Genomic DNA, 22,246 nt, shown 5'->3' on the forward strand with positions numbered 1-22,246 from the left:
GACGTGGACGTGGACGAGAATCGGAACGCGTGGGTTTCAGCGGAACGTTTAATCTGTGGCAGGTGCCTACGGTGACGTATGGTAGCCGCATCCGGCTCCGGTGGGAGCGTCGACGAGCACGCCACGACTCCGGGAGTCGGCTTCTTCTTCGCAGCGGCGTGAGCGCGGTGGACGTTCGAGTGCGACCGCATCGCGGGGAACCGCGCCTGCGGTCGTCTTCGGGCTCGAAACCGCTCTCGTCGCGAGTAGGAACTGATAACTGACCGAGTAGCGGATACGCACACAAGATCGATGGAACTGAAAGCGACACACGTCGCGGTCCTGGAGACCGCGGACGCGACCGAGCCGCGGTCGGTCGACGCGATCGCCGACGAGTCCGGGGAACCGCCGGAGTCCGTCGTCGGCGCGGCGTTCGACCTGGCCGAGCGCGGGCTCGTCGACGTGACCGAGCGCGTCGAGGAGTCGGTGGCCCTGACCGCGGAAGGCGAGAGGTATCGTGACGCGGGCCTCCCGGAGGTCCGATTGTACCGAGCGGCGAAGGCGGCCGGTGCGACCGGCGACGAGGCGGTGCCGATGGGCGAGGTCATCGGCGCGAGCGACCTCGGCGACGCCGTGGACATCGCGCTCGCGAACTACGCCCGGAAGGGGTACGGCGTCGTCGAGAGCGGCGAGATCACTGCCGACGCGGACGCGGCCCCGGACGCGGACCCGGAGGCGGCGGCGCTCGACGCGGTCGCTGCTGGCGAGGCCGTCGACGACGACGTCCGCGAGAACCTCGAGCGCCGGAACCTCGTCGAGGTGACAGAGCGCACGCTCCGGTTCGTGGAACTGACCGAGGACGGCGTCACCGCGCTCATGGAGGGCGTGGAGGCGACCGACGCCGTCGGTCAGGTGACGCCGGAGCTGCTGTCCTCGGGCGAGTGGCGCGAAGCGGAGTTCGCCGAGTACGACGTCGAGGCGGACGCGGACGTCGAGTACGGCGGGAAGGAGCACGTGCTTCGCCAGACCGCCGAGCGCGTGAAGGACGTCCTCGTCGGGATGGGTTTCGAGGAGATGGACGGCCCGCACGCGGACGCGGAGTTCTGGATCAACGACTGCCTGTTCATGCCCCAGGACCATCCCGCTCGCACGCACTGGGACCAGTTCGCGCTCGACGTGCCGCCGATGCAGGACCTCCCCGAAGAGCTCATGGCGCGCGTCGAGGACGCGCACCGGAACGGCGTCGGCGAGGACGGCGACGGCTATCACTCGCCGTGGGGCGAGGAGATGGCGCGCGGCGTCGACCTGCGCGGGCACACCACATCGCTGTCCATGCGATACCTCTCCGGGCACGCGGTCGGCGACCTGGAACCGCCCCAGCGGTACTTCTCCGTGGAGAAGGTGTACCGGAACGATACCCTGGACGCGACGCACCTCCTGGAGTTCTTCCAGATCGAGGGCTGGGTGATGGCCGAAGACCTCAGCGTGCGCGACCTCATGGGGACGTTCGAGGAGTTCTACGCGCAGTTCGGCATCACGGACATCGAGTTCAAGCCCCACTACAATCCCTACACGGAGCCGAGCTTCGAGCTGTTCGGCGAGCACCCGGAGACCGGCGAGGTCGTCGAGATCGGGAACTCGGGGCTGTTCCGCGAGGAGGTCCTGTCGCCGCTGGGCGTGGACTGTGACGTGATGGCGTGGGGGCTCGCGCTGGAGCGCCTGCTGATGCTCACGCACGGGTTCGAGGACATCCGTGACGTGCACGGGACGCTCGTCGACCTCGAGTTCCTCCGCGACGAGGAGGTGGTGTACTGATGCCCGTCGTCGACGTGCATCCCGACGAGCTACGGGAGCTGACGGGTCACGAAGAGAAATCGGACGAGGAGCTCAAGGACGACCTGTTCGGGCTCGGCCTCGAGTTCGAGGGCGAGACCGAGGACGGCGCGTTCGAACTCGAGTTCGCGCCGGATCGCCTCGACCGTCTCAGCGTCGAGGGCGTCGCGCGGAGCCTCCGGTACCACTACGGCGACGACCGCGGCGTCTACGTTCCGAACACGAACGACGCGGACTGGACGATCCAGGTGGACGACAGCGTGCCCGACGAGCGCCCGTACGTCACGGGCGCCGTCGTTCGGGACGTGGACCTCGATGAGGACGCGCTGGATTCGCTCATCCAGCTCCAGGAGAAGCTGCACGCGACGATGGGTCGCAAGCGCGCGAAGGGCGCCATCGGCATCCACGACCTGACGATGCTGAAGGGAGCGCAAGTCGAGCGGGACGATGATGCGACCGGCGACGGGGAGGACGTCGGTGACGTCGGCGACGACGTGCGGGTCGTGGAGACGAACAAGTCCATCTCGTACGTCGGCGTCGAGCCGGACGAGGACGCGTTCGTGCCGCTGGACTCCGATAGCGAGCTGACGCCCGCCGAGGTCCTCGAATCGCACGCGACGGGCCGGGAGTACGCGGACCTCGTCGCCGAGTACGAGCGGTATCCGGCGATCTACGACGACCTCGGGCTGTTCTCGTTCCCGCCGGTCATCAACGGTCGCCGGACGGAGGTGTCGACGGACTCGCGGAACCTCCTCGTGGAGATGACGGGCACGGACCAGTGGACGATCGACAAGATGCTGAACGTCGTCTGTTATGCGCTCGAAGCACGTGGGGCGACGATCGAGGACGTCCAGGTCGAGTACCCGGACAGCGGCGTGTACGCCGCGGACGACCGCGCGAATCCGGGGGCGACGCTCGTCCGCCCGGACCTGACCCTCGACGAGAAGCGGGTCGCGCACGACCGCATCGAGCGCGTGCTCGGCGTCCCGCTGGACGCGAGCGAGGTCGCGGACCTCGCGGAGCGCGCCGGGCTCGACGCCGCACCGGTCGATACGGCGACCGGGGCGCATCCCGAAGCGGCCGCGGGGACCGGAAGCGACCTGCCCGACGACCCGCGGGGGGAAATCGAGGGGTCGGGGGCGACGACGGCGAGCGCGGACCGAGCCGGCGGGAGTGGGGACGCCGAACCCGCGGGGTCGACCGTCGAGGGCGACCTCGTCTACGACGTCGACGTGCCGCCGTACCGCGTGGACGTCCTCCACGCGCTGGACGTCGTGGACGACGTCGGTCGCGCGTACGGCTTCAACGAACTCGACCCGAAGGCGCCGGACGTGTCGACGAACGGCGGCCGGCACGAGCGCTCGCGCCTGGAACGCGCGGTCCGTAGCCAGCTCGTCGGCCTCGGGTTCCAGGACTTGCTGAACTTCCACATGGTCGCGAGCGAGGAGAACTACGACCGCATGAACCTGACTGCCGCCGACAGCGCCGCCGACGCGGACGCGCTCGGCGCGGCGCCGCCGGTGACGATCACGGAGCCGTACAGCGAGGACTACGAGCAGTTGCGGTCGTGGGCGCTCCCGAGTCTCGCGCTGGTCCTGGAGAACAACACGCACCGCGCGTACCCCCAGGACCTCGCGGAGATCGGCCTGGTCGCGCACGTCGACCCAGACGAACCCACGGGCGTCCGCGAGGAACGCCACGTCGCCGCGGTGCTCGCTCGCGCCGACGCCTCCTACGAGGACGCCAAGAGCCGCCTGCAGGCGCTCGCGCGGAACTTCGACGCGGACCTGGAGACGCCGCCGACGGCACACCCGTCGTTCATCGACGGCCGGACCGCGAGCGTCGTCCTCGACGGCGAGGAGGCTGGCGTCGTCGGCGAACTCCACCCGAGCGTGCTCGTCGAGCACGATCTGGAGGTGCCGGCGGTCGGGTTCGAGTTCGACCTCGGAGCGCTCGAGTAAGCCTGAAGGGGCGTTTTTTCACCCATGTTTTGCGGGTCCCGAGCGGAGCGAGGGACCCGGTAAAAGATGGTCGTAGTACGATCTGGAGGTACCGGCGGTCGGGTTCGAGTTCGACCTCGGGGCGCTCGATTGACATCCTCCCCGCCCTGAAGGGAGGGGATTTCTCTTCGGTCCCCCGTAAGCCGCCGCTATCGGCGGTCGACTCCTGACACGTTCCTCGTTCTCGGCAGTCCTTCGCTTCGCTTACCAGGTTCCGTCTGGGAAGGGACGGGTTCGTTCCAGTTGTAACGATTAGGCGTCACCCCCTTTCCTCGGTCTGGCTTCCTCCCAGTATGGACGAACTGACTGAGGCTGACGATGGTGGCGGACGCCGCGAGTTGCTGGACGACGTCTTCGCCTGCCTGGGGAGCGGCGAGCGCCGTCGGGTCCTCGAACTCGCGCTCGATCGGGCGCCCGACGCGGTGGGCGTCGAGGAGGCGGTTAGCGTGCTCGCTGCCCGGGCGGACGACGACGACGCGACGGCGTCGGCGGAGCGGGAGGCGAAGACTGCGCTCCGTCACGCGCACCTCCCGAAGCTATCCGCGGCCGGCCTGCTCGAGCACGACGCCGACGCGGGCGCGTTCGCGCTCGCGGATCATCCCGCGTTCGAGGACTCGAGAATCGTCGGCGTCGTCGAGGGCGACGTCGAGGACAGTCCCGAGTCGCTCGATACCTTCCTCGCGGCGATCTCTGACGCGCGTCGTCGAGCGGTCCTCGACGTGCTCAGCCATCAGTTCGGCCGGATTCACGTGGAGACGCTCGCGCGCGAGCTCCTGGCCGACGCGGAGACGAGCGAGTCCGAGGTCCCTGGCGCGGCCGTCGAGCAGGCGCTCGGAGGCCTCCATCACGTCGACCTCCCGGCGCTCTCCGACGCGGGACTGGTGGCGTACGACGCCGACGCGGGGACGGTCGAGTACCGGGGCCACCCCGAGCTGTCCGTGCCGTGGATGCACTCCGTCCTCGAACCGGCGTTCCGCGGGTCGATCACGGGCGAGGTCGAGCCAAGCGGCATCGGCGAGATCGAGGGACGCCAGGGGGTCGTCTCGTTCGGGCAGTCCCTGTGCGAGCGCGCCGACGACGAGCTGTTCTGCATGTTCACGGACACGGACTTGCTCGAGGCGGGGTGTCTCACGCGGATCAGGGACGCCGCCGACCGCGGCGTCGACGTCTACCTCGGGACGCGCGACCCCGACATCAGGGCGTACGTCCGCGAGAACGCGCCCGAGGTCGTGCTCTGGGAGCCCAACACGGACTGGTTGAACATCCCGGTCGCCGGCGACCGCGTCGGTCGACTGGTGCTGGCCGACCGCGAAGCCGTCATGCTCGGGACGCTCCTGGAGGAGGAGACCGACGGCGTCCACGAGGAGCAGGCGATCGTCGGCGAGGGCGAGCACGACACGCTCGTCACGATGATCACCCAGCTCCTCCGCCCGCACCTGGAGACGATCGACGACGAAGTGGACGACGTCGAAGCGGACGACGTCGAAGCGATGCTCCCGCTGTAACGGCCGGGCCACCACTGAAGTCGGCCGTCCGTCCGGCGGACCCGGGACGACGAGCGCGCCGCGTCGGGGTCGCTCGGTAGCGGATGCGCGACGGTCAGAGGAGCGCGTTCTCGATTCGCTCGCCGAGCTCTTCGAGTCTCTCGACGGGTTCGTTGCTGAAGACGATGCGGACGTACTGGTCGCTGTTCTCGTCGCCCCAGTGGCGCATCGGGGTGGCCGCGACCTTGCTCTCCTCGAGCAGGCGGTCGGAGGCAGTCGAGGAGTCGTACCCGAGTTCTTCGACGTTCATGAGCTGCATCCAGCCGCCCTTCGAGGGGACGGTGGTGACGCCGACGTCCCGGAGCTGTTCGGTGACGGTGTCGCGCCGTCGCTGGAGTTCGGGGACGTACTCGTTCGGTTCGAAGTCGGACTCGATGGCGGCGAGCGCGCCCGCCTGCCCGATGCCGCCGGGCGTCGTCGTGTTGTAGATGTGGGTTCGCGCGGCGTCGTTCATGAACTCCTCGGGGCCGACGATCCAGCCGACGCGCCAGCCGATCATGCCGTAGGACTTCGTGACGGAGCCCGCGATGACGGTTCGTTCGGCCATCCCGTCGAGGGAGGCGGGGTGGATGAGGGGGAGGTCGTCGAAGAGGACGGACTCCCAGATGGCGTTGTACAGCAGCCAGACGTCGTGCTTCTGGCAGAGGTCGCTGATGGTTTCCCACTCCTCGCGGTTCAGGACCGCGCCGGACGGCATCGACGGGTTGACGAGGAGGAGGACCTCGGTGTCGTCCGTCACCGTCTCCTCGAGCGCGTCGACGTCGAGCCGCCACTCGTCGCCGGCGTTCTCGTAGGGGACGAACGACGGTTCGCCGCCGGCGAGCCGGGTGCGGTTTATCATCCCCGCGTAGATGGGGTCGGTGAGGACGACCTCGTCGCCGGGGTCGATCATCGCGAGCAACGAGTCGAGCACGCTCTCGCCCGTGCTACAGGTGATGACGACGTTCTCCTTCCCGTAGTCCTGACCGGAGCGGTCGTTCGTCTGGCCGGCGACCGCCTCGCGGAGGTCCTCCTTCCCGATGAAGGGGAGGTAGCTGTTCGCGTCGAACGTGCCGACGGCGTCGCGCGTGGCTTCCTTCACCTCCTCGGGGAGTAGCTCGGACATGAGGTTCACGTCGAGGTTCTCGAGGCGCAGTACCTCCGGGTCGTCGCCCGCAGCGTTGGCGACCTCGTCGATGTCGAAGCCTGGGACGTCCTGCAGTCGATCGGTAGTCATGCGGTAGCAATTGACGCGGATGGGGTAATAGTTCCCCGGCCTGGTTCGGCAGCGACCCCGCCGGAGTATAGTGATTTTTCGTGAAGTACGTCGGCGAGCTGTCTCCTCGTCCGGGCGTCCTCGACGCGGTCGCGATGGGGGTTCCGGGAATGGAAAGGTGTTTGCGGCACGCTCTCGGATTCCGAGGCATGGACCCGCGAGTTCGCGAGCACGCACAGATCGTCGCCAATCACTCCGCTGGCATCGAAGCCGGGGACAACGTCGTCGTCGACGCGCACGGCTCCGCGGGCGACCTCGTGACGGCGCTGTTCGAGGCGTGCGCGGACGTCGGCGCGAATCCGCTCGCGATATCCCAGCGGATGGGCGACCGGTTCCGGCGCGCGTACCTTCGGAACGCCGACCCGGAGGACTTCGAGTTGCCGAGTCACGAGATGGCGCTGTTCGAGGAGATGGACGTCTACGTCGCGATCCGCTCGGGTGGGAACGTCACGCAGACGAGCGACGTCGACAGCGACGTCCAGATGGCGTACGACAAGGCGCGTCGGCCGCTGCTGGAGGAGCGCCTGGGGAAGACGTGGGTGCTCACGCAGTACCCGACTGACTCGTTCGCGCAGCTCGCGGAGATGAGCACGGAGGGCTACGAGAACTTCGTCTGGGACGCCGTGAACAAGGACTGGGACGAGCAGGGTGCGTTCCAGCAGCAGATGGTGGAGATACTCGACGCGGGCGAGGAGGTCCGCATCGTCTCCGGCGACAGCACCGACGTGACGATGAGCGTCGCGGGGAACGAGACCCTGAACGACACCGCGGAACGCAACCTCCCCGGCGGCGAGGTGTTCACCGCACCGGTCAAGGACTCCGTCGAGGGCGAGGTACTGTTCGACAAGCCGCTCTACCACCAGGGCCGCGAGATCACGGACGTCCGCCTCGTCTTCGAGGGCGGGCAAGTGGTCGAGCACGAGGCGGCGAAGAACGAGGCCGTCCTCACTGGCGTCCTGAACACGGACGAGGGCGCGCGCTACCTCGGCGAACTCGGCATCGGGATGAACCGCGACATCACCGAGTTCACGTACAACATGCTGTTCGACGAGAAGATGGGCGACACCGTCCACATGGCGGTCGGGCGCGCGTACGACGCCACCGTCGGCGACGAGAACGAACAGAACGACTCCGCCGTGCACGTCGACATGATCGTCGACATGAGCGAGGACTCGCGCATCGAGGTCGACGGCGAGGTCGTCCAGCGCAACGGCACGTTCCGTTTCGAAGACGGGTTCGAGGACGAGGCCTGAGGCGTCGCCGTCGATTCAGTCGGCGACGAGCGCGCGGACGATGTGGTCGGTGCAGCCGACGTAGATGACGTCGTCGACGACCGTGGGTGCCCCCACCACCGCGTAGTCGGTGTCGTGCGTCCACAGCTCACTGCCGGTGTCGGCGTCGAACGCGTGGAGGCTGTCGGCGCCGAGGTATACGACGCCGTCGGCGACGGTGGGTGCGGCGTTGGTCGTTTCGCTCGTGGTCCTCCTCCATCGCTCTGACCCGTCGGACCGGTCGAGTGCGTACACGACACCGTCGTCGGCCATCAGGTACACGCTGTCGTCGGTGACCGCCGGCGAAGCCTGGAGGTCGACGTCGAACCGCCACCGTTCGCTCCCGTCCGTTCGGTCGAGCGCGTACAGTTGACTGCTGGCGGCGTCGCCGTTGGAGAACGCGACGTAGACGGTGTCGTCGTCGACCGTCGGCGCGGTGATGCCGCCCTCGACGTCGCCGAACCGAGTCCAGTTGCTCGCGCCGACGGCGACGTCGTACGCGGGGGCGACGTCGTACGCGCCGAGAACACCGGCGGCTGACGCGGCGTAGAGGACGCCGTCGACGACCGCTGGGTCGACCGTAACTATCATCCCGACGCTCGCGTTCCCGAGTTCGTCGCCCGTCGACGCGTCGAGCATCGCAACCTCACCGTAGAGGTTCCCGAAGAACGCGGCCCCGCGGGCCACCGCGGGCGCGACCCAGCACGAGTCGATCAGTTCCGTTCGCCAGACGCGCGTGCCGTCATTGGCATCGACGGCGTGAGCGTGCTGGTCGTTCCCGCCGACGTAGACGGTGCCGTCGACGACGGTGGGCGAGGACTGGGAGCCGTCGTCGATGCGGTACACCCACTCGACGGTTCCATCCGACGCGTTCAGCGAGTACAGGCCGTGACCGTTCCCGTTCCCGGTCGCGTACACGGACCCGTCGACGACGGCGGGTTCATTCGCCTCCTCGAAACTCACCCCTGTCGACCACGCCTCGGTCACGCCTCCGTCCGGCCCGGTCTCGGTTCGCGCCCAGCTCGAGTTCGCGAAGTCGTACTGGACGGTCGGCCAGTCGCCGTCGCCGTCGTCGGTGCCGTCGCGGTCGTCATCGCCTCCGGTGCGGTCGAGGATGCGGACGTCGTCGAACACCCAGGCGGCGTCGCCGGCGCCGTAGAAGCCGATCCCGCCGTCGGTCGGCGCACCGTCTGGTTCGGGCGCGCTGAGTTCGACCCACGGGTTCTGTGTGCCGACGGTGACGACGATCTCGTCGCCGGTCGCGGCCCAGTCGACGGTCATCACGTAGTACCAGTCGCGGTTGAGGTCCACGTTCGTTCTCGCGATCGTCTCCTCGTCGTCGGGACTGCGGCTGTACTGGAGGCGGACCTCGTCGTCGGCGGGTTCGAACTCGAGTTCGTAGCGACGCTGGAAGTCCTCTGGGTCGGCGATGCCGAAGCTGAACATCGCGTAGCCGTCCCAGTTCCCCATCGTTCCGAATTCGAGCCGGAAGCGGTCGCCGCGGCGCGGGTACCTGGGGAGGCCACCGTGGGACTGGAGGTCCGCGCCGTCGCCGCCCTGGAACTGGAGCTCCTGCGCATCAGCCGCCCAGTTGGCCTTTGGGCCGTCTCTGGCGACGTACTCGGTGAGGTCGCCGTCCTCGAAGTCGTCGACGACCCCCTCATCGCCGTTACCACCGTTGCCGCCGTTTCCGCCGCCGCCGTCGCCGCGGTCGTCGCAATCGAGTATCGTCACGTAGTCGAACACCCACGCGGCGTCGCCGGTTCCGTAGAACCCGATGCCGCCACCGGTCGGCGCGCCGCCGGGTTCGGGAGCGCGGAGCGTCGTCCGACCGTTGCTCTGGTCGGTGACCGAGACGACGAGGTCGTCGCTCGAGGCCGCCCAGTCCACCTCGACGTCCTGCAGTTCGCCGCGCTCGAATTCGTGGGACGCTCGGGCGATCGTCTCCTCGTCGCCGGGGGCGCGGCTGTACTGGAGGCGGACCTCGTTGGCGGCTGGTTCGAACTCGAGCTCGTAGCGACGCTGGAAGTTCTCTGGGTCGGCGATGCCGAAGCTGAACATCGCGTAGGCCTCCCAGCCGCCGACCGGGTAGAAGTTGAACGAGAACCGGTCGCCGCGGCGCGGATACGTTCCGAGACCGCTGTATGACTGGAGGTCGGCGCCGTCGCCGCCCTGGAACTGGAGGACGCGGCCGTTGCGGAACGACGCGACCCGCCAGTTGGCCTTCGGGCCGTCCCTGGCGACGTACTCCGAGAGGTCGCCGTCCTGGAAGTCGTCGACGACGCAGCGCGCCCGTGCGTCGTCTCGCCGGCGTTGGTCGTTCTCGTACTTTCCTCGCTCGCTGCCAGCGGCGGCGTGGCCGCCGACTGCGGCGAGTGCACCTGCGCCCAGCGTCCGAAGGAGGAGCCGCCGTTCGATGCTCCCCGAACCAGAACCTTCGCTGGTCATGCCAACCATCACCACGACTGCGAACATAGGTACACCAGATAGTTCCGGCCTTCCGGCGTCGTGTCCACGAACCTACTCGAAGCGATAGGCATGTTACAGACTACCAAACGGTAGTTTCGGTCGAACACGCCCACCAGCGAACCCGACGACTGCGACGCACCCGGCGCGATACGGATGCCAGAGCGGCGCGAACGCGACCGTCGAACCCGTCAGTTCCCTGGGCCGCGATCCTCGGCGTCACTGGTGACGGGCCGGCCGTCCTCGGTCGGCGGCGCGAGGTAGTCCACGAACTCGTCGACGCTCGGATCCGCGACGCGAACGCGAACGTGGAGGTCGCCGAGTTCGTCCGGGTTCCCGACCGCGAAGTTCACGACGCCCTGGAACGCCGCCTGCTTCTTCAGCGCGAACGCGAACGCGTCCCCGTCCCGTCCGGCCTCGAACTGGCCCCTGGCGGTGTCGAGGATCTCTTGGGCGTGCAGGCGCTCCGAGAAGTGCTCCAGTTGGTGCGTGGTCGCCAATACCTCGCCCGGCTGTTCGCTCACGTCGGCCTCCGGGAACAGGTTCGTCACCGCGTCCACCACGCGGTCCGTCACCTCCGTATCGTTCACGGGTGCCGTGATCTCGACGTCTACCGAGTAGATCATATCGACTCCTCCGTGACGGCGTCCGGGCCGTCCTCGAGCAGCGCCTGGATGCGTTCGCGGAACGCCTCGAGCGAGGCCGTGTTCTCGATTCGGACGTCGGCGCGCGCCATCGCGTCGTCCATCCCGAACCCGCGCTCCCGCTCGTCGCGCTCCCGCAGGGTCTCGCCGACGTCGCCGTCGGTCTCGTCCCGGCCGCGGTCCGTGATGCGGTCCTTCCGGACCTCGAACGGCGCGTCGATGCTCACGAGCAGCCAGTCGTCGCCGAACGCGTCCTCGAACCGGTCCGCTTCGACGCCCGACCGCAGGCCGTCGACGAGAACGGTGTCCACGTCGTCGGTCGCGAGGTACTCGCGGATGATGGGGAGCGAGCGCGCGGCGATCGCGTCCGGGCCGTTCTCCTCGCGGAGCGCTTGCGCGATCTCGCCGTGGTGGGTCGCTGGGTCGAGTCCGCGGTCTCGGCACTCCTCGCGGATGACGTCTCCCATCGTCACCACCGGGATTCCGGCGTCGCGCGCGACCGCCGCAGCTTCCCCTTTCCCGCTCCCGGGCAAGCCGACGGTACCGATGACAGTCATTGGAGACGACTACTCGAGTCGGCGGCTTAACCCCACCGCTCTCGCGGCCACGGGAAGACCCATACCGCCAGCCGTCCACAGTTCTCGTATGGCCGACCAGCACTCCCTCCCGGTTCGCGCGGCGTACTTCCTCCTCGTCGGCTGGTGGCTCACGCTGTTCGCGATCGAGGTCGCGTGGCTCCTGAACGTCACCGTCGTCGGCATCCCCATCGGCGTCACGATCATCAATCGCGTCCCGTACCTCCTCACGCTCAGACGCCGCGACGCCGACGTCCGCAGCGACGGCACCGCCCAGGCCGGGTTCCTCAAGCGAGCGGTCTACTTCGTGCTCGTCGGCTGGTGGGCGAGCCTCGTCTGGGCGCACGTCGCGTGGGCGTTCTGTGTCACCGTCATCGGCATCCCCATCGGCGTCTGGATGTTCGACCGCCTCCCCTACGTCACCAGCCTCCACCGCCTCGACGCCTGACCTTGAGCGCGACACCGAATCCGGACCGCTTTTTTGCACGGACCGACGAGAACACGACCGAGGGCACGTAGCTCAGCCAGGATAGAGCGTCGGACTTCTAATCCGACGGTCAGGGGTTCGAATCCCCTCGTGCTCGTTTTCATCGGCTGGTCGTCGCTTGTGGGACTTCCATCGTTTTGTGTTCGATGGCGGGGAGGCAGTCGTCCTCGTCCTCCCCAGCCGACGCCTCGCTCGCGATGCTCGTTCGGCGTCCCTCGCGCGGTGTCGAGCCGACGCGGCTCGCCGTCGCTCGCCGCGTCGTCGCAGCGCGCGCCACGGTGGCAGGTGTTGGTTCGAGTCTCTGAGGGATTGGGTCGGGTCGACCCGAGTCGTTTTGCCGTGCGTGCTCGAACGGTCGGGTATGTCGAAGTACTTCGAGGACGTCGAGGTCGGCGAGGAGCACGCGTTCGGCGAGTACGAGGTCGGCGAGGCGGAGATCCTGGAGTTCGGCGAGCAGTACGACCCGCAGGTGTTCCACACGGACCCGGAGGCGGCTCAGGAGTCGATGTTCGGGGACCTGGTGGCGTCGGGCTGGCATACGTGCGCGATGACGATGCGGTTGCTGGTGGAGAACGAGCTCGCGGACACGAAGGCGATGGGCGCGATCGGCGTGGACGAGTTGCGGTGGAAGCAGCCGGTGTTCCCGGGTGACTCGCTGCGCGTGGAGACGACGGTGCTCGCGAAGGAGGACTGGCAGCCGGGCGTCGGGCTGGTGCGGTCGCAGACGCGGACGTTCAACCAGGACGACAGCGAGGTGTGCTCGTTCGTCGGGCTCGTCCTCTACCAGAAGCGCGACTGATCCGTCGGTGTGGGGTGTGGTGACGCGATGGCGGAACGTTTTCGGTGGGTGCCGTCGACGTCGACGACATGACGGAGACGTTCCGGCGTGCGGTGTTCTTCGATCTGGACCACACGCTCCTCGCCTTCGAGACGGAGTACGCGGACGTGTTGCGCGAGGTGACCGAGCGTCACCTCGGTGCGGGGGACGAGGCGTTCGAGGTGACGTACAGCGACCGGTTCCTGGAGCTCCTCGGCGACCACGTCGACGAGCCGTACCGGCGGGCGTTCGAGCACGCGCTCGACGAGCACGATTACGCGGACGACCCCGCGGTGTCGGTGGACGGGCTCGTGGAGACGCTCCGCGAGCGCGAGGTCGCCGGCGTCGCGCCGTCCCCCGGCATCGAGCGCGTGCTGGACGCGCTCGACGAGCGCGACGTCGGCGTGGGCGTGCTCACGAACGGCGTGCCGGAGTTCCAGCTCGCGAAGCTCCGCGGGCACGGCCTCGACGCGTACGTGGACGCGTCGGTGGTGTCCTACGAGGCGGGCGCGCACAAGCCCGACGAACGCCCGTTCGCGCTCGCCGCGGAGCGCCTGCCCGCCGACGAGTACGTGATGGTCGGAGACTCCTACGGGGCGGACGTCGAGGGCGCTCGCGCGATGGGGTGGCGGGGCGTGCACTACGCGCCCGACGGCGACTCGCCGGCGAGCGACCCGCTCGAGTCGTTCGACGACCTCCTCGAACGGCTCGACCGCTTCGACTGAGCGGCGAGCGTCCCGGTGGATGACCGGCGGGCGCCTCGCGCTCGCTCAGTCGAACCCCGATATCAGGGTGACGAGCCACTGCGCGGGGTCGGGGCTGTCCCGTACCTCGACCGACTCGACCCACTTCACCCACTGGAAGCCCCTGCGGCCGGGCGCGACGAGTCGGAGCGGGTAGCCGTGGCCGTGCGCGAGCCGGTCGCCGTCGACGTGCGTCGCGAGCAGCGCGTCCGCGGCCGCCGTGCGCGGGAGGCTCCACCGGTACCCCGTGATCGACGTGAATCGAACCCAGTCGGCGTCGGGGTCGGCGTCGGCGGCGTCCAGCAGGTCGCGGACGCGGACGCCCCGCCAGTCGTGCTCGCTGTACCAGCCGCTCGTGCAGTCGAGGAGCGAGCGCTGGTTGCTCGCGGGGACGGCGGCGTCGCCGAGCACCGCCGATTCGTCGAGGTCGAGCGGGCGGTCGACGAGTCCGTGGACGGCGAGCGTCCACGCTGCGGGGTCGACGGGGTCGGGGTCGTCGGCGACCCAGGACGTGACGGGGAAGCGGTTCCCGTCGTCGCTCCCGCGTTCGGTCGACCCCGTGAATCGGCGCGCGGGACCGAGGAGCTTCGTCGCGCGCCACGCGACGGCGCCGGCGACGAGCGTCGCGGAGAGCTTGAGCGCGTTCCGGCGGCTCGCGTCCCGGCGCGTGGGCGTCCGGAACCGCGAGTACAGGTGGACGACGAGGACGGGGAGGAGCGCGAGGCCGACGTACGCGTGCAGGACGAGGCCCGTGAACGGCCCGACTTGCTCGAGGAGGCCGAGCGTCCACGCGAGCCCGGACGCGAGCGCGAGGACCGCGATGGCGGTGAGCGCGACCGACACCCAGACGGTCCGGTTCCAGGACCCACGGAGGCGGTGGCCGACGCGCGCGAGCTTCGCGGCGAGTGCGCCGACGAGGACGACGCCGGCGACGCCGTGCAGCCAGAGCACCCACGCGTCGCTCGGCGTGCCCGCGAGGATGCTCGCGACCCCGGTCGCGGTCGCGACGACGACGCCCGCGAGCAGGAGGGCGTCGACGAGCCGGCCGGGCAGCCACGACGAGAGCCGAGACACGCCCCCGAATACGCGCTCGACGGGCATGAGTGCTGGTACCGGCCCGCGTTCGCGACACGGCGGTCGCGGCGGCGGTGCTCGCCGCGCTCGCACCACGGCGGTCGCCACCCGGACGGTTTTGGACGTGCCGGTCGCAGGGCGAGGTATGCTCGTGGACCTCTCCGTCGAGGCGGTCATGACCGCGCCCGTCGAGACGATTTCGCCCGACGCGACCCTGGAGACGGCGGCGACGCGACTCGCCGAGGGCGTCGGCTCGCTCGTCGTCACGGAGGACGGCGACGCCGTCGGCATCGTCACGAAGACCGACCTCGTCGCGGCGCTCGCGGCCGGTCGGACGGACGCCACCGTCGAGCGCGCGATGTCGACGCCGGTGCACTCGGTGCACGTCGACGACGACCTCGGGGACGCGGCGGTGGTCCTCGGGGAGGCTGACGTCGGGCAGGTGGTCGTCGTCGACGACGCGGACGCGGTCGTCGGCGTGCTGTCGGCGACGACCGTCGTCGACTACGTCCCGGCGCTCGCGCACCGCCACGGCGTGGCGGGCGCCGGCGACCCGAAGCGCGCCGGCGACCGCGACCGGCACGGGCACGTCCGAGAACCCGGTCGCGTCGACACGGCCTACGAGGAGGGCGACTGGGCGTTCGAGTGGGACGGCGGCGACGGCATCGCCGTCGGGAACGTCGCCCGGTTCTCGAAGCACGTCACGGAGGCCGACGTCGAGGAGTTCGCGCACGCGACCGGGGACACGAACCGCCTGCACCTCGACGACGAGTTCGCGGCGGGGACGCGCTTCGGGCGCCGGATCGCCCACGGCGTCCTCTCGCTCGGGCTCGTCTCCGCGGCGCTCGCGCGGATGCCCGGCGCCATCATCTACCTCAGTCAGGACTGTTCGTACCTCGGCCCGGTCGACGTCGGCGAGCGCTGCATGGCGACGTGCGAGGTCGTCGACGACCTCGGCGACGACAAGTACCGCCTCGACGTCGCCGTACAGGACGAGGACGGTGAGGACGTTCTCTCGGGCGGCTCCACGATACTCGTCGACGACATCCCCGAGTAGCCCGCCGCGACGCCTTCGGACGAGCAGGACGGCGTGCGCTCAGACGAGGAGGACGGCGAGCGCGATCGAGATGAAGACGACCTTGAGCGCGGTGTTGAGTGCGACGACCTTCGAGCCGAAGCTGGCGCCCCAGATCCCGTACTGGAAGGGGATGGAGCGCTTGAACGTGGAGACGGCGAAGGAGACGATGCCGCCGACGAGCATCGTCGCGACCGCGGTCCGCGGGGTGAAGGGACCGTCGGGGCCGACGAGTGGCGCGACGAAGAACGCGCCGCTCGTGGTGTCGACGGCGAACACGCCGACGACGCCGGCGGCCGCACCCGGGAGGCCGAGGAGGCCCGTAAGCGGGTCGGCGAGTCCCGTGATGGCGTCGAACGCGGCGGGGTAGCGCTCGACGACGACGAGCACGAGCGAGTACACGACCAGGAGTCGCGGGACGACCCGGCGGAGCGTCGACCGCGTCGACGCGAGCGCCTCGCGCCCGCGGTCGCGGGCCGTCGCGTCGCTCTCCGCTCCGTCGTCGCCAGCGGTGGCGTCCTCGCCGCTGGCGTCGCCGTCGCTATCGGCCGTTCCGGTGGCGGCGTCCTCGCGGCCGCCGTCGGTCGCGCGCTCGGCGCCGCCGCCGAGGTCGTCGGGGGTCGCGCCCGGGTTCACGTTCTCGGGGCCGAGCAGGACGGCGCCGCCGGCGACGCCGACGAGCGTGATGGCGAGCGAGATGGCTGCGCGCGCGCCGACGTACAGGAGGCCGACCTCGAGGCCGAGGATCGGGACGAGGACGGGGACGTAGAACGTGAAGATGTGCTGGACGAACCCGAAGAACGTGTTGATCGTGACGGCGACGAGCGTCGCGCGGTCGTCGAGCGTCCCCGAATCCCTGAGCGTCGCGAGCATCCCGTAGCCCGCCGTCGGCGAGGCGGCGGTGGTGACGACGGCGACGCCGGCCTCCGCGGGGAGGTTCGCGCGAGCTGTCAGGGGTTCGGCGAGCCCGCGGACGCGGTCGACGACGCCGAACGCGACGGCGAGGTTCGCGAGCGTCACGCCGACCGCGATGAGGACGGTGACGGTCGCAACCCGCGGGAGCACCTGCCCGAGCACGACGTCGACGATGGACGCGTCGCTCACACCCCTGCCTCGGACTGCCGTCAGTAAAGTCGTCTCGATACGCAAACGGGCACAGGACCAGCGAGCCGGTGGTCGCCGAAAGCTCGATGCGTCGGTAGGGACGCGCTCGACGCGTCAGGAACCGACCGAACCGGCGGCCTGGAGGCCGCCGGATGCTTGCCGAGTCACTTTCCGCCGCAGGCGTCGACCTGCTCCATCTGCTCCTCGCCGTTCTCGCGGTGCTGTCGCGCCTCGACGAGATTCCCGTCGCTCGCGTCCGTGGCACCCTCCTCGAACGCGATCGCGGCCTGCTCGAGGTGCGTGGTCTGGCACGACGCGACGTCGATGCGCGCCGACAGGTCGCCGTCGGCGTCCGCGTCCGCGGTCGCGAACGTCTCGTTCGCGGTCTCGAAGTGCGCCCTGGCGTTCTCGAAGTCCGCCTTCGCCGCGTCGAACTCCTCGGCCTCGCTGTGGCTCCGGCCGGACTCGAGGTCCTGCGCGCCGAGGATGCTCGCCTCGTACCCGCCGGTGAGCGTCTCGAACCCGTCGACGAGCGTCGCCGTCTCCGTCACCGCGCTCTCGACCTTCGCGTACTCGACGCCGTCGACGGCCGCGAGCCGGTCCGGGTCGACCCCAGTGAGCGCGTCCTCGGCGGTCGTCGTCCGCTCCTGGGCCGTCGTCGCCTTCGAATTCGCGTCCCGGACGACCGACAGCGCCTCGTCGTAGTTCTCCGCGTCCACCGCGGTCTTCGCGTTCTCGGCGACCGCGTCCGGGTCGACCGCGAGCAGGATGCCGACGACGCGCGTCAGTTCCTCGAGGACCGTCGCGAGGTGCCGGAGCGTCTCGATCTGCGCGGCCTGCTCGTCGGTCGCGGTCTCGCTCGCCGCGTCGAGGTTCCCGCGAGCCTCCTCGATGCCGGACAGGAGCTTCTCCTGGTCGAGTTCGACCTCCTCGGGCGCGTCGAGCTCGTCCTGGACCTTGTTCAGGCGGAGCGCGACGGCGTTCAGCGTACTCACCGCCTGCGCGACGTACAGGTCCGCGTCGTTCTCGCCGTCGGTCGTGGACTCCTCGCCACCGCCGTCGCCCCCGTCGCTCGTGTTCTCGCCGCCGTCACCGTCGCCGCCACCGTCACCGCCGTCGTTTGCGCCGCCGTCGCCACCGCCGCCGGGCGACGGCGCGTTCGAGCAGCCCGCGACGACCGCGGCGCCGACGGTCGCGACGGTACCGAGTAGTTCTCGTCGTTCCATACGGCCACCTGCAGCTACGCCCCCTTGAACGCGTTGGCGGTTCCAGTAGGTTCGCACTATTCAGGACCGTTCAGAGCGTTCACGCCGCCGGAATTTCCGGTGGCGACCGAAGAGCGAGTGCGCCGATGGTCGGTGGTCGCACCCGGGTCGCGGTCAGGTGGCGAGGACGTCGGCGACGGCGACGAGGACGAGGACGCCGAGGACGTCGCAGGTGTTCGTGACGACCGGGATGACGACGTCGTCCGGGTCGAGACCGCGAACGTACGCGACGTAGGTCGCGACGAGCGTCACGGCGACGGCGAGGACGGCGAGCGCGAGGCCGGCGACGGTCGCGACGAGGACGACGCGGAGCGGCCCGAGTCGCGTGGTGCCGGCGACGAGTTCGGCGGTCGCCCACGCGCCGAGGCCGACGGCGGGGAACACGGTCGCGGCGAGCGCGAACGTCGCGAGCGCGTTCCCGACGAGCGCGTCGTCGTCGGGTTCGAACGAGACGGTGCCGAGGTGGACGGCGGTGGAGAGGCGGGCGGCGAGCACGCTCCCGAGGTTCCCGGCGGTCCCGATGGTGACGGGGACGAGCACGAGCAGCGACGGTGACGCGAGCAGGGTCTCCTCGACGCTCCCGAGGACGAGGCCGCTCCCGAGTTCGACGAGCGAGAGCACGACCAGGAGCGGGAGGGTGGCGCGCGTGATCGCTCGCACCGTCCAGTCCTCCGGCATCTACACGCCCCCGAGCACGAACTCGACTACTCGCACGGCGATCAGGAGGAAGGCGAGGCCGACGAAGTCGCCGGTGGTGGTGACGACCGGGCCGACGAACGTGTCGGGGTCGAGGCCGCGCCGGAATCCGACGACGACGACGGAGACGACCGCGAACGTGAGCGCGAGCCCGGAGAGCACGCCGGCGACGAACGCGATCGCGACGAGCCCCAGCAGGGACGCGGGATCGTCCCCGAGCAGGCGGAGGGCCGCGTACGTCGCGGTGGCGGCGAGCACGGAGACGAGGACGCCGTTCGCGAGCGCCGCGGCGATGGCGCCCCGGAGCCGGTCGTCGTCGAGGTCGAACCGCGGTTCGAGCAGGCCCTGGTGGAGCCCGGTCGCGAGCCGCGCACCGAGGCTCCCGTAGACGTTCCCGCGCGTCGCGAGGAGCGCGGGAACGAGCACGAGCAGGCCGGAAACGTCAGCGAGGTCGCTCCGCATCCCGCCCAGCACCGCGCCCGCGAAGAGGCCGCCGACGACGCTCGCGGACATCGCCGGAAGCGCCTGTCGGTACGCGCTCGCGGCGACCTCGCGGACTGTCATAGGCGACGGCACACGCCCGCGCCCCTTGACGCTTCCCCAGGCCGCAATTCGCTTCGTCATCGCGACCCGGAAGCGACAGGTATTCCGAGCACGCGCCCCGAGTTGGCGTCGATGACTGACACGGCGACCGAGTCGACCGGCGAGGACGAGGCGACTGGTTCGGCCGATAGTGTCGACGGTGCGTGGGTCGCGGTGGAGGTGGCGTCGGTCGTGACGGCGACGGTCGCGTTCGCGCTCTGGCTCGACGGGTCTCAGGCGGTCGCGGTCCCCGGCGGGTCGCTGTCGTCGTTCGATGCGGGCACGTTGTTCCTCGCGCTCGGCGCGCTCGCCGCCGCCGGCAAGGCTCGACACCGCAGCCTCGACCTCCGGGCGATCGGGCACGTGATACTCGCCGTCGGCTTCGGCGTCGTCGCCGGCTTCGGCTCGGTCGTCGTCGGCGGCGTCCTCACCGGTGCGACGATCGGGATCGTCGTCGCCGTCGCCGGCGCGAACCTCGTCGTACTCGACTTCTTCCGATAGCGCGGTCGCAGTATCTCGACTTCTTCCGATAGCGCGGTCGCAGTATCTCGACTTCTTCCGATAGCGCGGTCGCAGTATCTCGACTTCTTCCGATAGCGCGGTCGCAGTATCTCGACTTCTTCCGATAGCGGCGGTGTCCTACATTGGTTCGTCCACGTCCTCGAACGCCGCGGAGTACCCCTGGAACCAGTCGCGGATGCGCTGGATGCGGTCGACGACGTGCCCGGGTTCGCCCGACCGCGAGAGTTCGTGGCCCTCGCGGGGATAGCGGACGAACCGCGTGGGCGTGCCGGCCTTTTGGAGGCCGCGGTGGAGGAGTTCCGCGCCCGCGGTCGGGACGCGGTAGTCGTCGTCGCTGTGGACGACGAGCGTCGGCGCCGTTATGTCGTCGGCGGCGAGCGCCGGCGAGTGCCGGTAGAGTAGTTCGGGGTCGTCGAACGGCGTGGTGCCGTAGTCGCCCTCGACGAGCATGTACGCGGCGTCCGTCGACCCGTAGAACGACACGAGGTCGTAGACGCCGCGCTGCGGGACGCCCGCGTCGAACCGGTCGGTGTGCGCGAGCAACCACGCCGTCATGTATCCGCCGAAGGAACCGCCGGCGACGAACGTCTCCGTCTCGTCGACCGCGCTCCGCTCCTGGACGGCGTCGACGCCCGCGAGGACGTCCGCGGCCGTCACCGGCCCCCAGTCGCGCTCGATCGCGGCCTGGAATGACTGGCCGTAGCCGGTCGCGCCGCGCGGGTTGCACGCGAACACGCAGAACCCGGCGGCGGCGAGCGTCTGGAACTCGTGCCACATCGTTCCCGACGGCGTCCACGTGACGTGCGGGCCGCCGTGGACCTCGACGACCAGCGGCGCGGACTCGTCGGGGCCGAGTTCGGGCGGCGTGAACAGCCAGCCCTCGATCGTCGCGTCGCCGGCCGGTGCGCGGCCGCGGTCTGCCTCGGGTTCGAGGCGCAACTCGCGTTCGTCGCCGGCGGGGACGGCGACGGGTTCGGGCTGGACGACCGCGCGCTCGTCGAGGTACCCGTGGTTCAGCGTCGAGAGCCGCGTGGTCTCCGCGCCTCTCGGGGTCGCGGCGAAGACGTCCCCGGGGTGGTCCCACTCGCTGGCCGCGTACGCGAGCGCATCCCGGCCGACGTGGAAGCCGCTGCAGTGCGCGTCCGTACCGACGACCACCGACGGTGCCGCGTCCGGCGACGAATCGCTGCCCGCGGGTGCGACCGGGACGCGCCGGACGACGACGCTCCCCGTCTCCGGCGTCAGCACGTACACCGAGTCGTCGTTCGGCCCGAACTGGAGCGGGCTCTCGGCGTCGACGGTCCGGTCGAGACCGGCGGTCGGCACCCGGACGGCGTCGGTCTCGGGGTCGTAGACGTGCACCTCGGCCTGCCGGAGCGTATTCCCGCCGTCCGGCGAGGCGACGTACGCGACGCGGCCGTCCGCCGCAACCGCGATACGCGGCGCCCACGCGTCGTCGCGGACGAGCGTCCTCGCGTCGCCGTCGGGAGCGCGTCGCCGGAGCGCGAATTCGACGGTGTCGTCCGGGTCCGCGTCGGGATCCTCAGGGTCGCGAGCGCCGTAGTAGAGCGCGCCGTCGTCGCCCCACGCCGGCGCGGTGTGGTCGACGTCGCCGTCGGTGACGCGCTCGACGGCCCCCTCGCCGTCGCTCGCCCGGTCGTCGTCGAGGTCGACGACGTAGACGTGCGAGCGCGCGCCGTCGTGGTACGACTGCGCGGCCCGGTAGACCGTCCGATCGATCACGCGCGGATCCGGCGACTCGCGCTCGTACCCGTCGCCGACGCCGCGGTCGTCGCCGCGCTCGCGCTCGCCTCCGGTCGTCGACTGCAGGAACGCGATCCGGTCGCCCCCGGGCCCCCACGCGAGCGCGGATACGCCGCCGGGGACGCGCGTCACGCGCCGCGCCTCCCCGCCGTCGGTCGGGAGCACCCACACGTCCGGCGCGCCGTCGTCGCCGCGGTCGCTGACGAACGCCAGCCGGTCGCCGCTCGGCGACCAGCGCGGGCACGCGTCCACGCCCGCCGCCGTGAACCGTCTCGGTTCCTCGCCGCCGAGCGGCACGACGAACACCGACGCCTCGACGTCCTCGACCGCCGTCGTGTCGTCCTCTCCCTCGTCCTCCGCGAATGCGATCTCGTGCTCTCCACTCCCCCCGCTCCCGTCGGCGCGCGGCGTCGTCCGAACGAACGCGACCGCGTTGCCGTCTGGTGACACCCGCGGTTCGCTCGGCGTCGCCAGCGCCAGGTAGTCCTCGGCCTCGACAGTGTGCATGCCCGGGCGAACGCCCGGCACCCACAAGGCGGTTCGGACTCGC

19 protein-coding genes and 1 tRNA gene are annotated in these 22,246 nt (G+C 70.2%); 10 read left to right on the forward strand and 10 right to left on the reverse strand.

Annotated elements, in window-relative coordinates:
* Positions 1 to 291 precede the first annotated feature (291 nt).
* The 3 genes from G9C85_RS08885 (at position 292) to G9C85_RS08895 (ending at position 5,317) form a co-directional block, all read left to right on the forward strand.
* Positions 292 to 1,794 carry a phenylalanine--tRNA ligase subunit alpha gene (locus tag G9C85_RS08885; protein WP_166039108.1) on the forward strand — a complete coding sequence of 501 codons (1,503 nt, stop codon included), beginning with the start codon at positions 292 to 294 and terminating at the stop codon, positions 1,792 to 1,794.
* The gene (locus G9C85_RS08890; protein WP_166039110.1) at positions 1,794 to 3,773 is read left to right on the forward strand and encodes a phenylalanine--tRNA ligase beta subunit-related protein; all 1,980 of its coding nucleotides are present in this window, start codon (positions 1,794 to 1,796) and stop codon (positions 3,771 to 3,773) included. Before G9C85_RS08885 ends, G9C85_RS08890 begins: the two co-directional genes overlap by 1 nt.
* Positions 3,774 to 4,105: 332 nt before the next feature.
* Complete coding sequence (locus G9C85_RS08895) at positions 4,106 to 5,317, forward strand: hypothetical protein (protein ID WP_166039112.1); 1,212 nt, start codon at positions 4,106 to 4,108, stop codon at positions 5,315 to 5,317.
* Positions 5,318 to 5,411: 94 nt separating this feature from the next.
* Here the strand turns inward: G9C85_RS08895 and G9C85_RS08900 are convergent, their stop codons facing one another.
* Positions 5,412 to 6,572 carry a pyridoxal phosphate-dependent aminotransferase gene (locus G9C85_RS08900; protein WP_166039114.1) on the reverse strand — a complete coding sequence of 387 codons (1,161 nt, stop codon included), beginning with the start codon at positions 6,570 to 6,572 and terminating at the stop codon, positions 5,412 to 5,414.
* Positions 6,573 to 6,760: 188 nt separating this feature from the next.
* On the opposite strand from G9C85_RS08900, the gene G9C85_RS08905 reads away from it, so the two are divergent.
* A complete protein-coding gene (locus G9C85_RS08905) occupies positions 6,761 to 7,864 on the forward strand; it encodes an aminopeptidase (protein WP_166039115.1) in 1,104 nt (367 codons plus the stop codon).
* A gap of 15 nt (positions 7,865 to 7,879) precedes the next feature.
* Here the strand turns inward: G9C85_RS08905 and G9C85_RS08910 are convergent, their stop codons facing one another.
* The 3 genes from G9C85_RS08910 to G9C85_RS08920 all read right to left on the reverse strand — a co-directional run bounded on the left by G9C85_RS08910 (position 7,880) and on the right by G9C85_RS08920 (position 11,549).
* Entirely contained in the window at positions 7,880 to 10,330 is a 2,451-nt protein-coding gene (locus G9C85_RS08910) for a PQQ-binding-like beta-propeller repeat protein (protein ID WP_166039117.1), read from the reverse strand.
* Between the two features lie 209 nt (positions 10,331 to 10,539).
* Positions 10,540 to 10,974 (reverse strand): RNA-binding domain-containing protein, encoded by a 435-nt coding sequence (locus G9C85_RS08915; RefSeq protein WP_166039119.1) that lies wholly within the window; start codon positions 10,972 to 10,974, stop codon positions 10,540 to 10,542.
* Positions 10,971 to 11,549 (reverse strand): AAA family ATPase, encoded by a 579-nt coding sequence (locus tag G9C85_RS08920; RefSeq protein WP_166039121.1) that lies wholly within the window; start codon positions 11,547 to 11,549, stop codon positions 10,971 to 10,973. The genes G9C85_RS08915 and G9C85_RS08920 overlap by 4 nt, the downstream gene beginning before the upstream one ends.
* An 88-nt stretch (positions 11,550 to 11,637) precedes the next feature.
* Between G9C85_RS08920 and G9C85_RS08925 the strand changes: the two genes are divergently transcribed.
* The 4 genes from G9C85_RS08925 (at position 11,638) to G9C85_RS08940 (ending at position 13,596) form a co-directional block, all read left to right on the forward strand.
* Complete coding sequence (locus G9C85_RS08925; RefSeq protein ID WP_166039123.1) at positions 11,638 to 12,015, forward strand: YccF domain-containing protein; 378 nt, start codon at positions 11,638 to 11,640, stop codon at positions 12,013 to 12,015.
* A 61-nt stretch (positions 12,016 to 12,076) separates the two neighbouring features.
* Positions 12,077 to 12,151: transfer RNA gene (locus G9C85_RS08930), tRNA-Arg, on the forward strand.
* Positions 12,152 to 12,415: 264 nt separating this feature from the next.
* Positions 12,416 to 12,853, forward strand: a complete 438-nt coding sequence (locus G9C85_RS08935; protein ID WP_166039125.1) for a MaoC family dehydratase — start codon at positions 12,416 to 12,418, stop codon at positions 12,851 to 12,853.
* A 68-nt stretch (positions 12,854 to 12,921) separates the two neighbouring features.
* Positions 12,922 to 13,596 carry an HAD family hydrolase gene (locus tag G9C85_RS08940; protein WP_166039127.1) on the forward strand — a complete coding sequence of 225 codons (675 nt, stop codon included), beginning with the start codon at positions 12,922 to 12,924 and terminating at the stop codon, positions 13,594 to 13,596.
* A 45-nt stretch (positions 13,597 to 13,641) separates the two neighbouring features.
* Here G9C85_RS08940 and G9C85_RS08945 read toward each other — a convergent pair whose 3' ends face one another.
* Entirely contained in the window at positions 13,642 to 14,715 is a 1,074-nt protein-coding gene (locus tag G9C85_RS08945) for a molybdopterin-dependent oxidoreductase (protein ID WP_166039129.1), read from the reverse strand.
* Between the two features lie 118 nt (positions 14,716 to 14,833).
* On the opposite strand from G9C85_RS08945, the gene G9C85_RS08950 reads away from it, so the two are divergent.
* Positions 14,834 to 15,745, forward strand: coding sequence for a CBS domain-containing protein (locus G9C85_RS08950; RefSeq protein ID WP_166039131.1), 912 nt, complete (start codon positions 14,834 to 14,836; stop codon positions 15,743 to 15,745).
* 39 nt (positions 15,746 to 15,784) lie between these two features.
* Here G9C85_RS08950 and G9C85_RS08955 read toward each other — a convergent pair whose 3' ends face one another.
* The 4 genes from G9C85_RS08955 to G9C85_RS08970 all read right to left on the reverse strand — a co-directional run bounded on the left by G9C85_RS08955 (position 15,785) and on the right by G9C85_RS08970 (position 19,392).
* Entirely contained in the window at positions 15,785 to 16,867 is a 1,083-nt protein-coding gene (locus G9C85_RS08955) for a nucleoside recognition protein (RefSeq protein ID WP_240148852.1), read from the reverse strand.
* A gap of 164 nt (positions 16,868 to 17,031) precedes the next feature.
* Complete coding sequence (locus G9C85_RS08960; protein WP_166039018.1) at positions 17,032 to 18,093, reverse strand: hypothetical protein; 1,062 nt, start codon at positions 18,091 to 18,093, stop codon at positions 17,032 to 17,034.
* A 153-nt stretch (positions 18,094 to 18,246) separates the two neighbouring features.
* Positions 18,247 to 18,810 (reverse strand): magnesium transporter, encoded by a 564-nt coding sequence (locus G9C85_RS08965; RefSeq protein WP_166039133.1) that lies wholly within the window; start codon positions 18,808 to 18,810, stop codon positions 18,247 to 18,249.
* Complete coding sequence (locus G9C85_RS08970; protein ID WP_166040887.1) at positions 18,811 to 19,392, reverse strand: magnesium transporter; 582 nt, start codon at positions 19,390 to 19,392, stop codon at positions 18,811 to 18,813. It abuts the gene before it with no gap.
* A 111-nt stretch (positions 19,393 to 19,503) separates the two neighbouring features.
* Here G9C85_RS08970 and G9C85_RS08975 point away from each other — a divergent pair, with 111 nt between their 5' ends.
* Positions 19,504 to 19,911 carry a hypothetical protein gene (locus G9C85_RS08975; RefSeq protein ID WP_166039020.1) on the forward strand — a complete coding sequence of 136 codons (408 nt, stop codon included), beginning with the start codon at positions 19,504 to 19,506 and terminating at the stop codon, positions 19,909 to 19,911.
* Positions 19,912 to 20,049: 138 nt separating this feature from the next.
* On the opposite strand, the gene G9C85_RS08980 is transcribed toward G9C85_RS08975, so the two are convergent.
* Complete coding sequence (locus G9C85_RS08980) at positions 20,050 to 22,203, reverse strand: S9 family peptidase (RefSeq protein WP_205254337.1); 2,154 nt, start codon at positions 22,201 to 22,203, stop codon at positions 20,050 to 20,052.
* Between the last annotated feature and the right edge of the window lie 43 nt (positions 22,204 to 22,246).

Origin of the sequence: Halorubellus sp. JP-L1, assembly GCF_011440375.1 — an archaeon.
Classification (GTDB): domain Archaea; phylum Halobacteriota; class Halobacteria; order Halobacteriales; family Natrialbaceae; genus Halorubellus.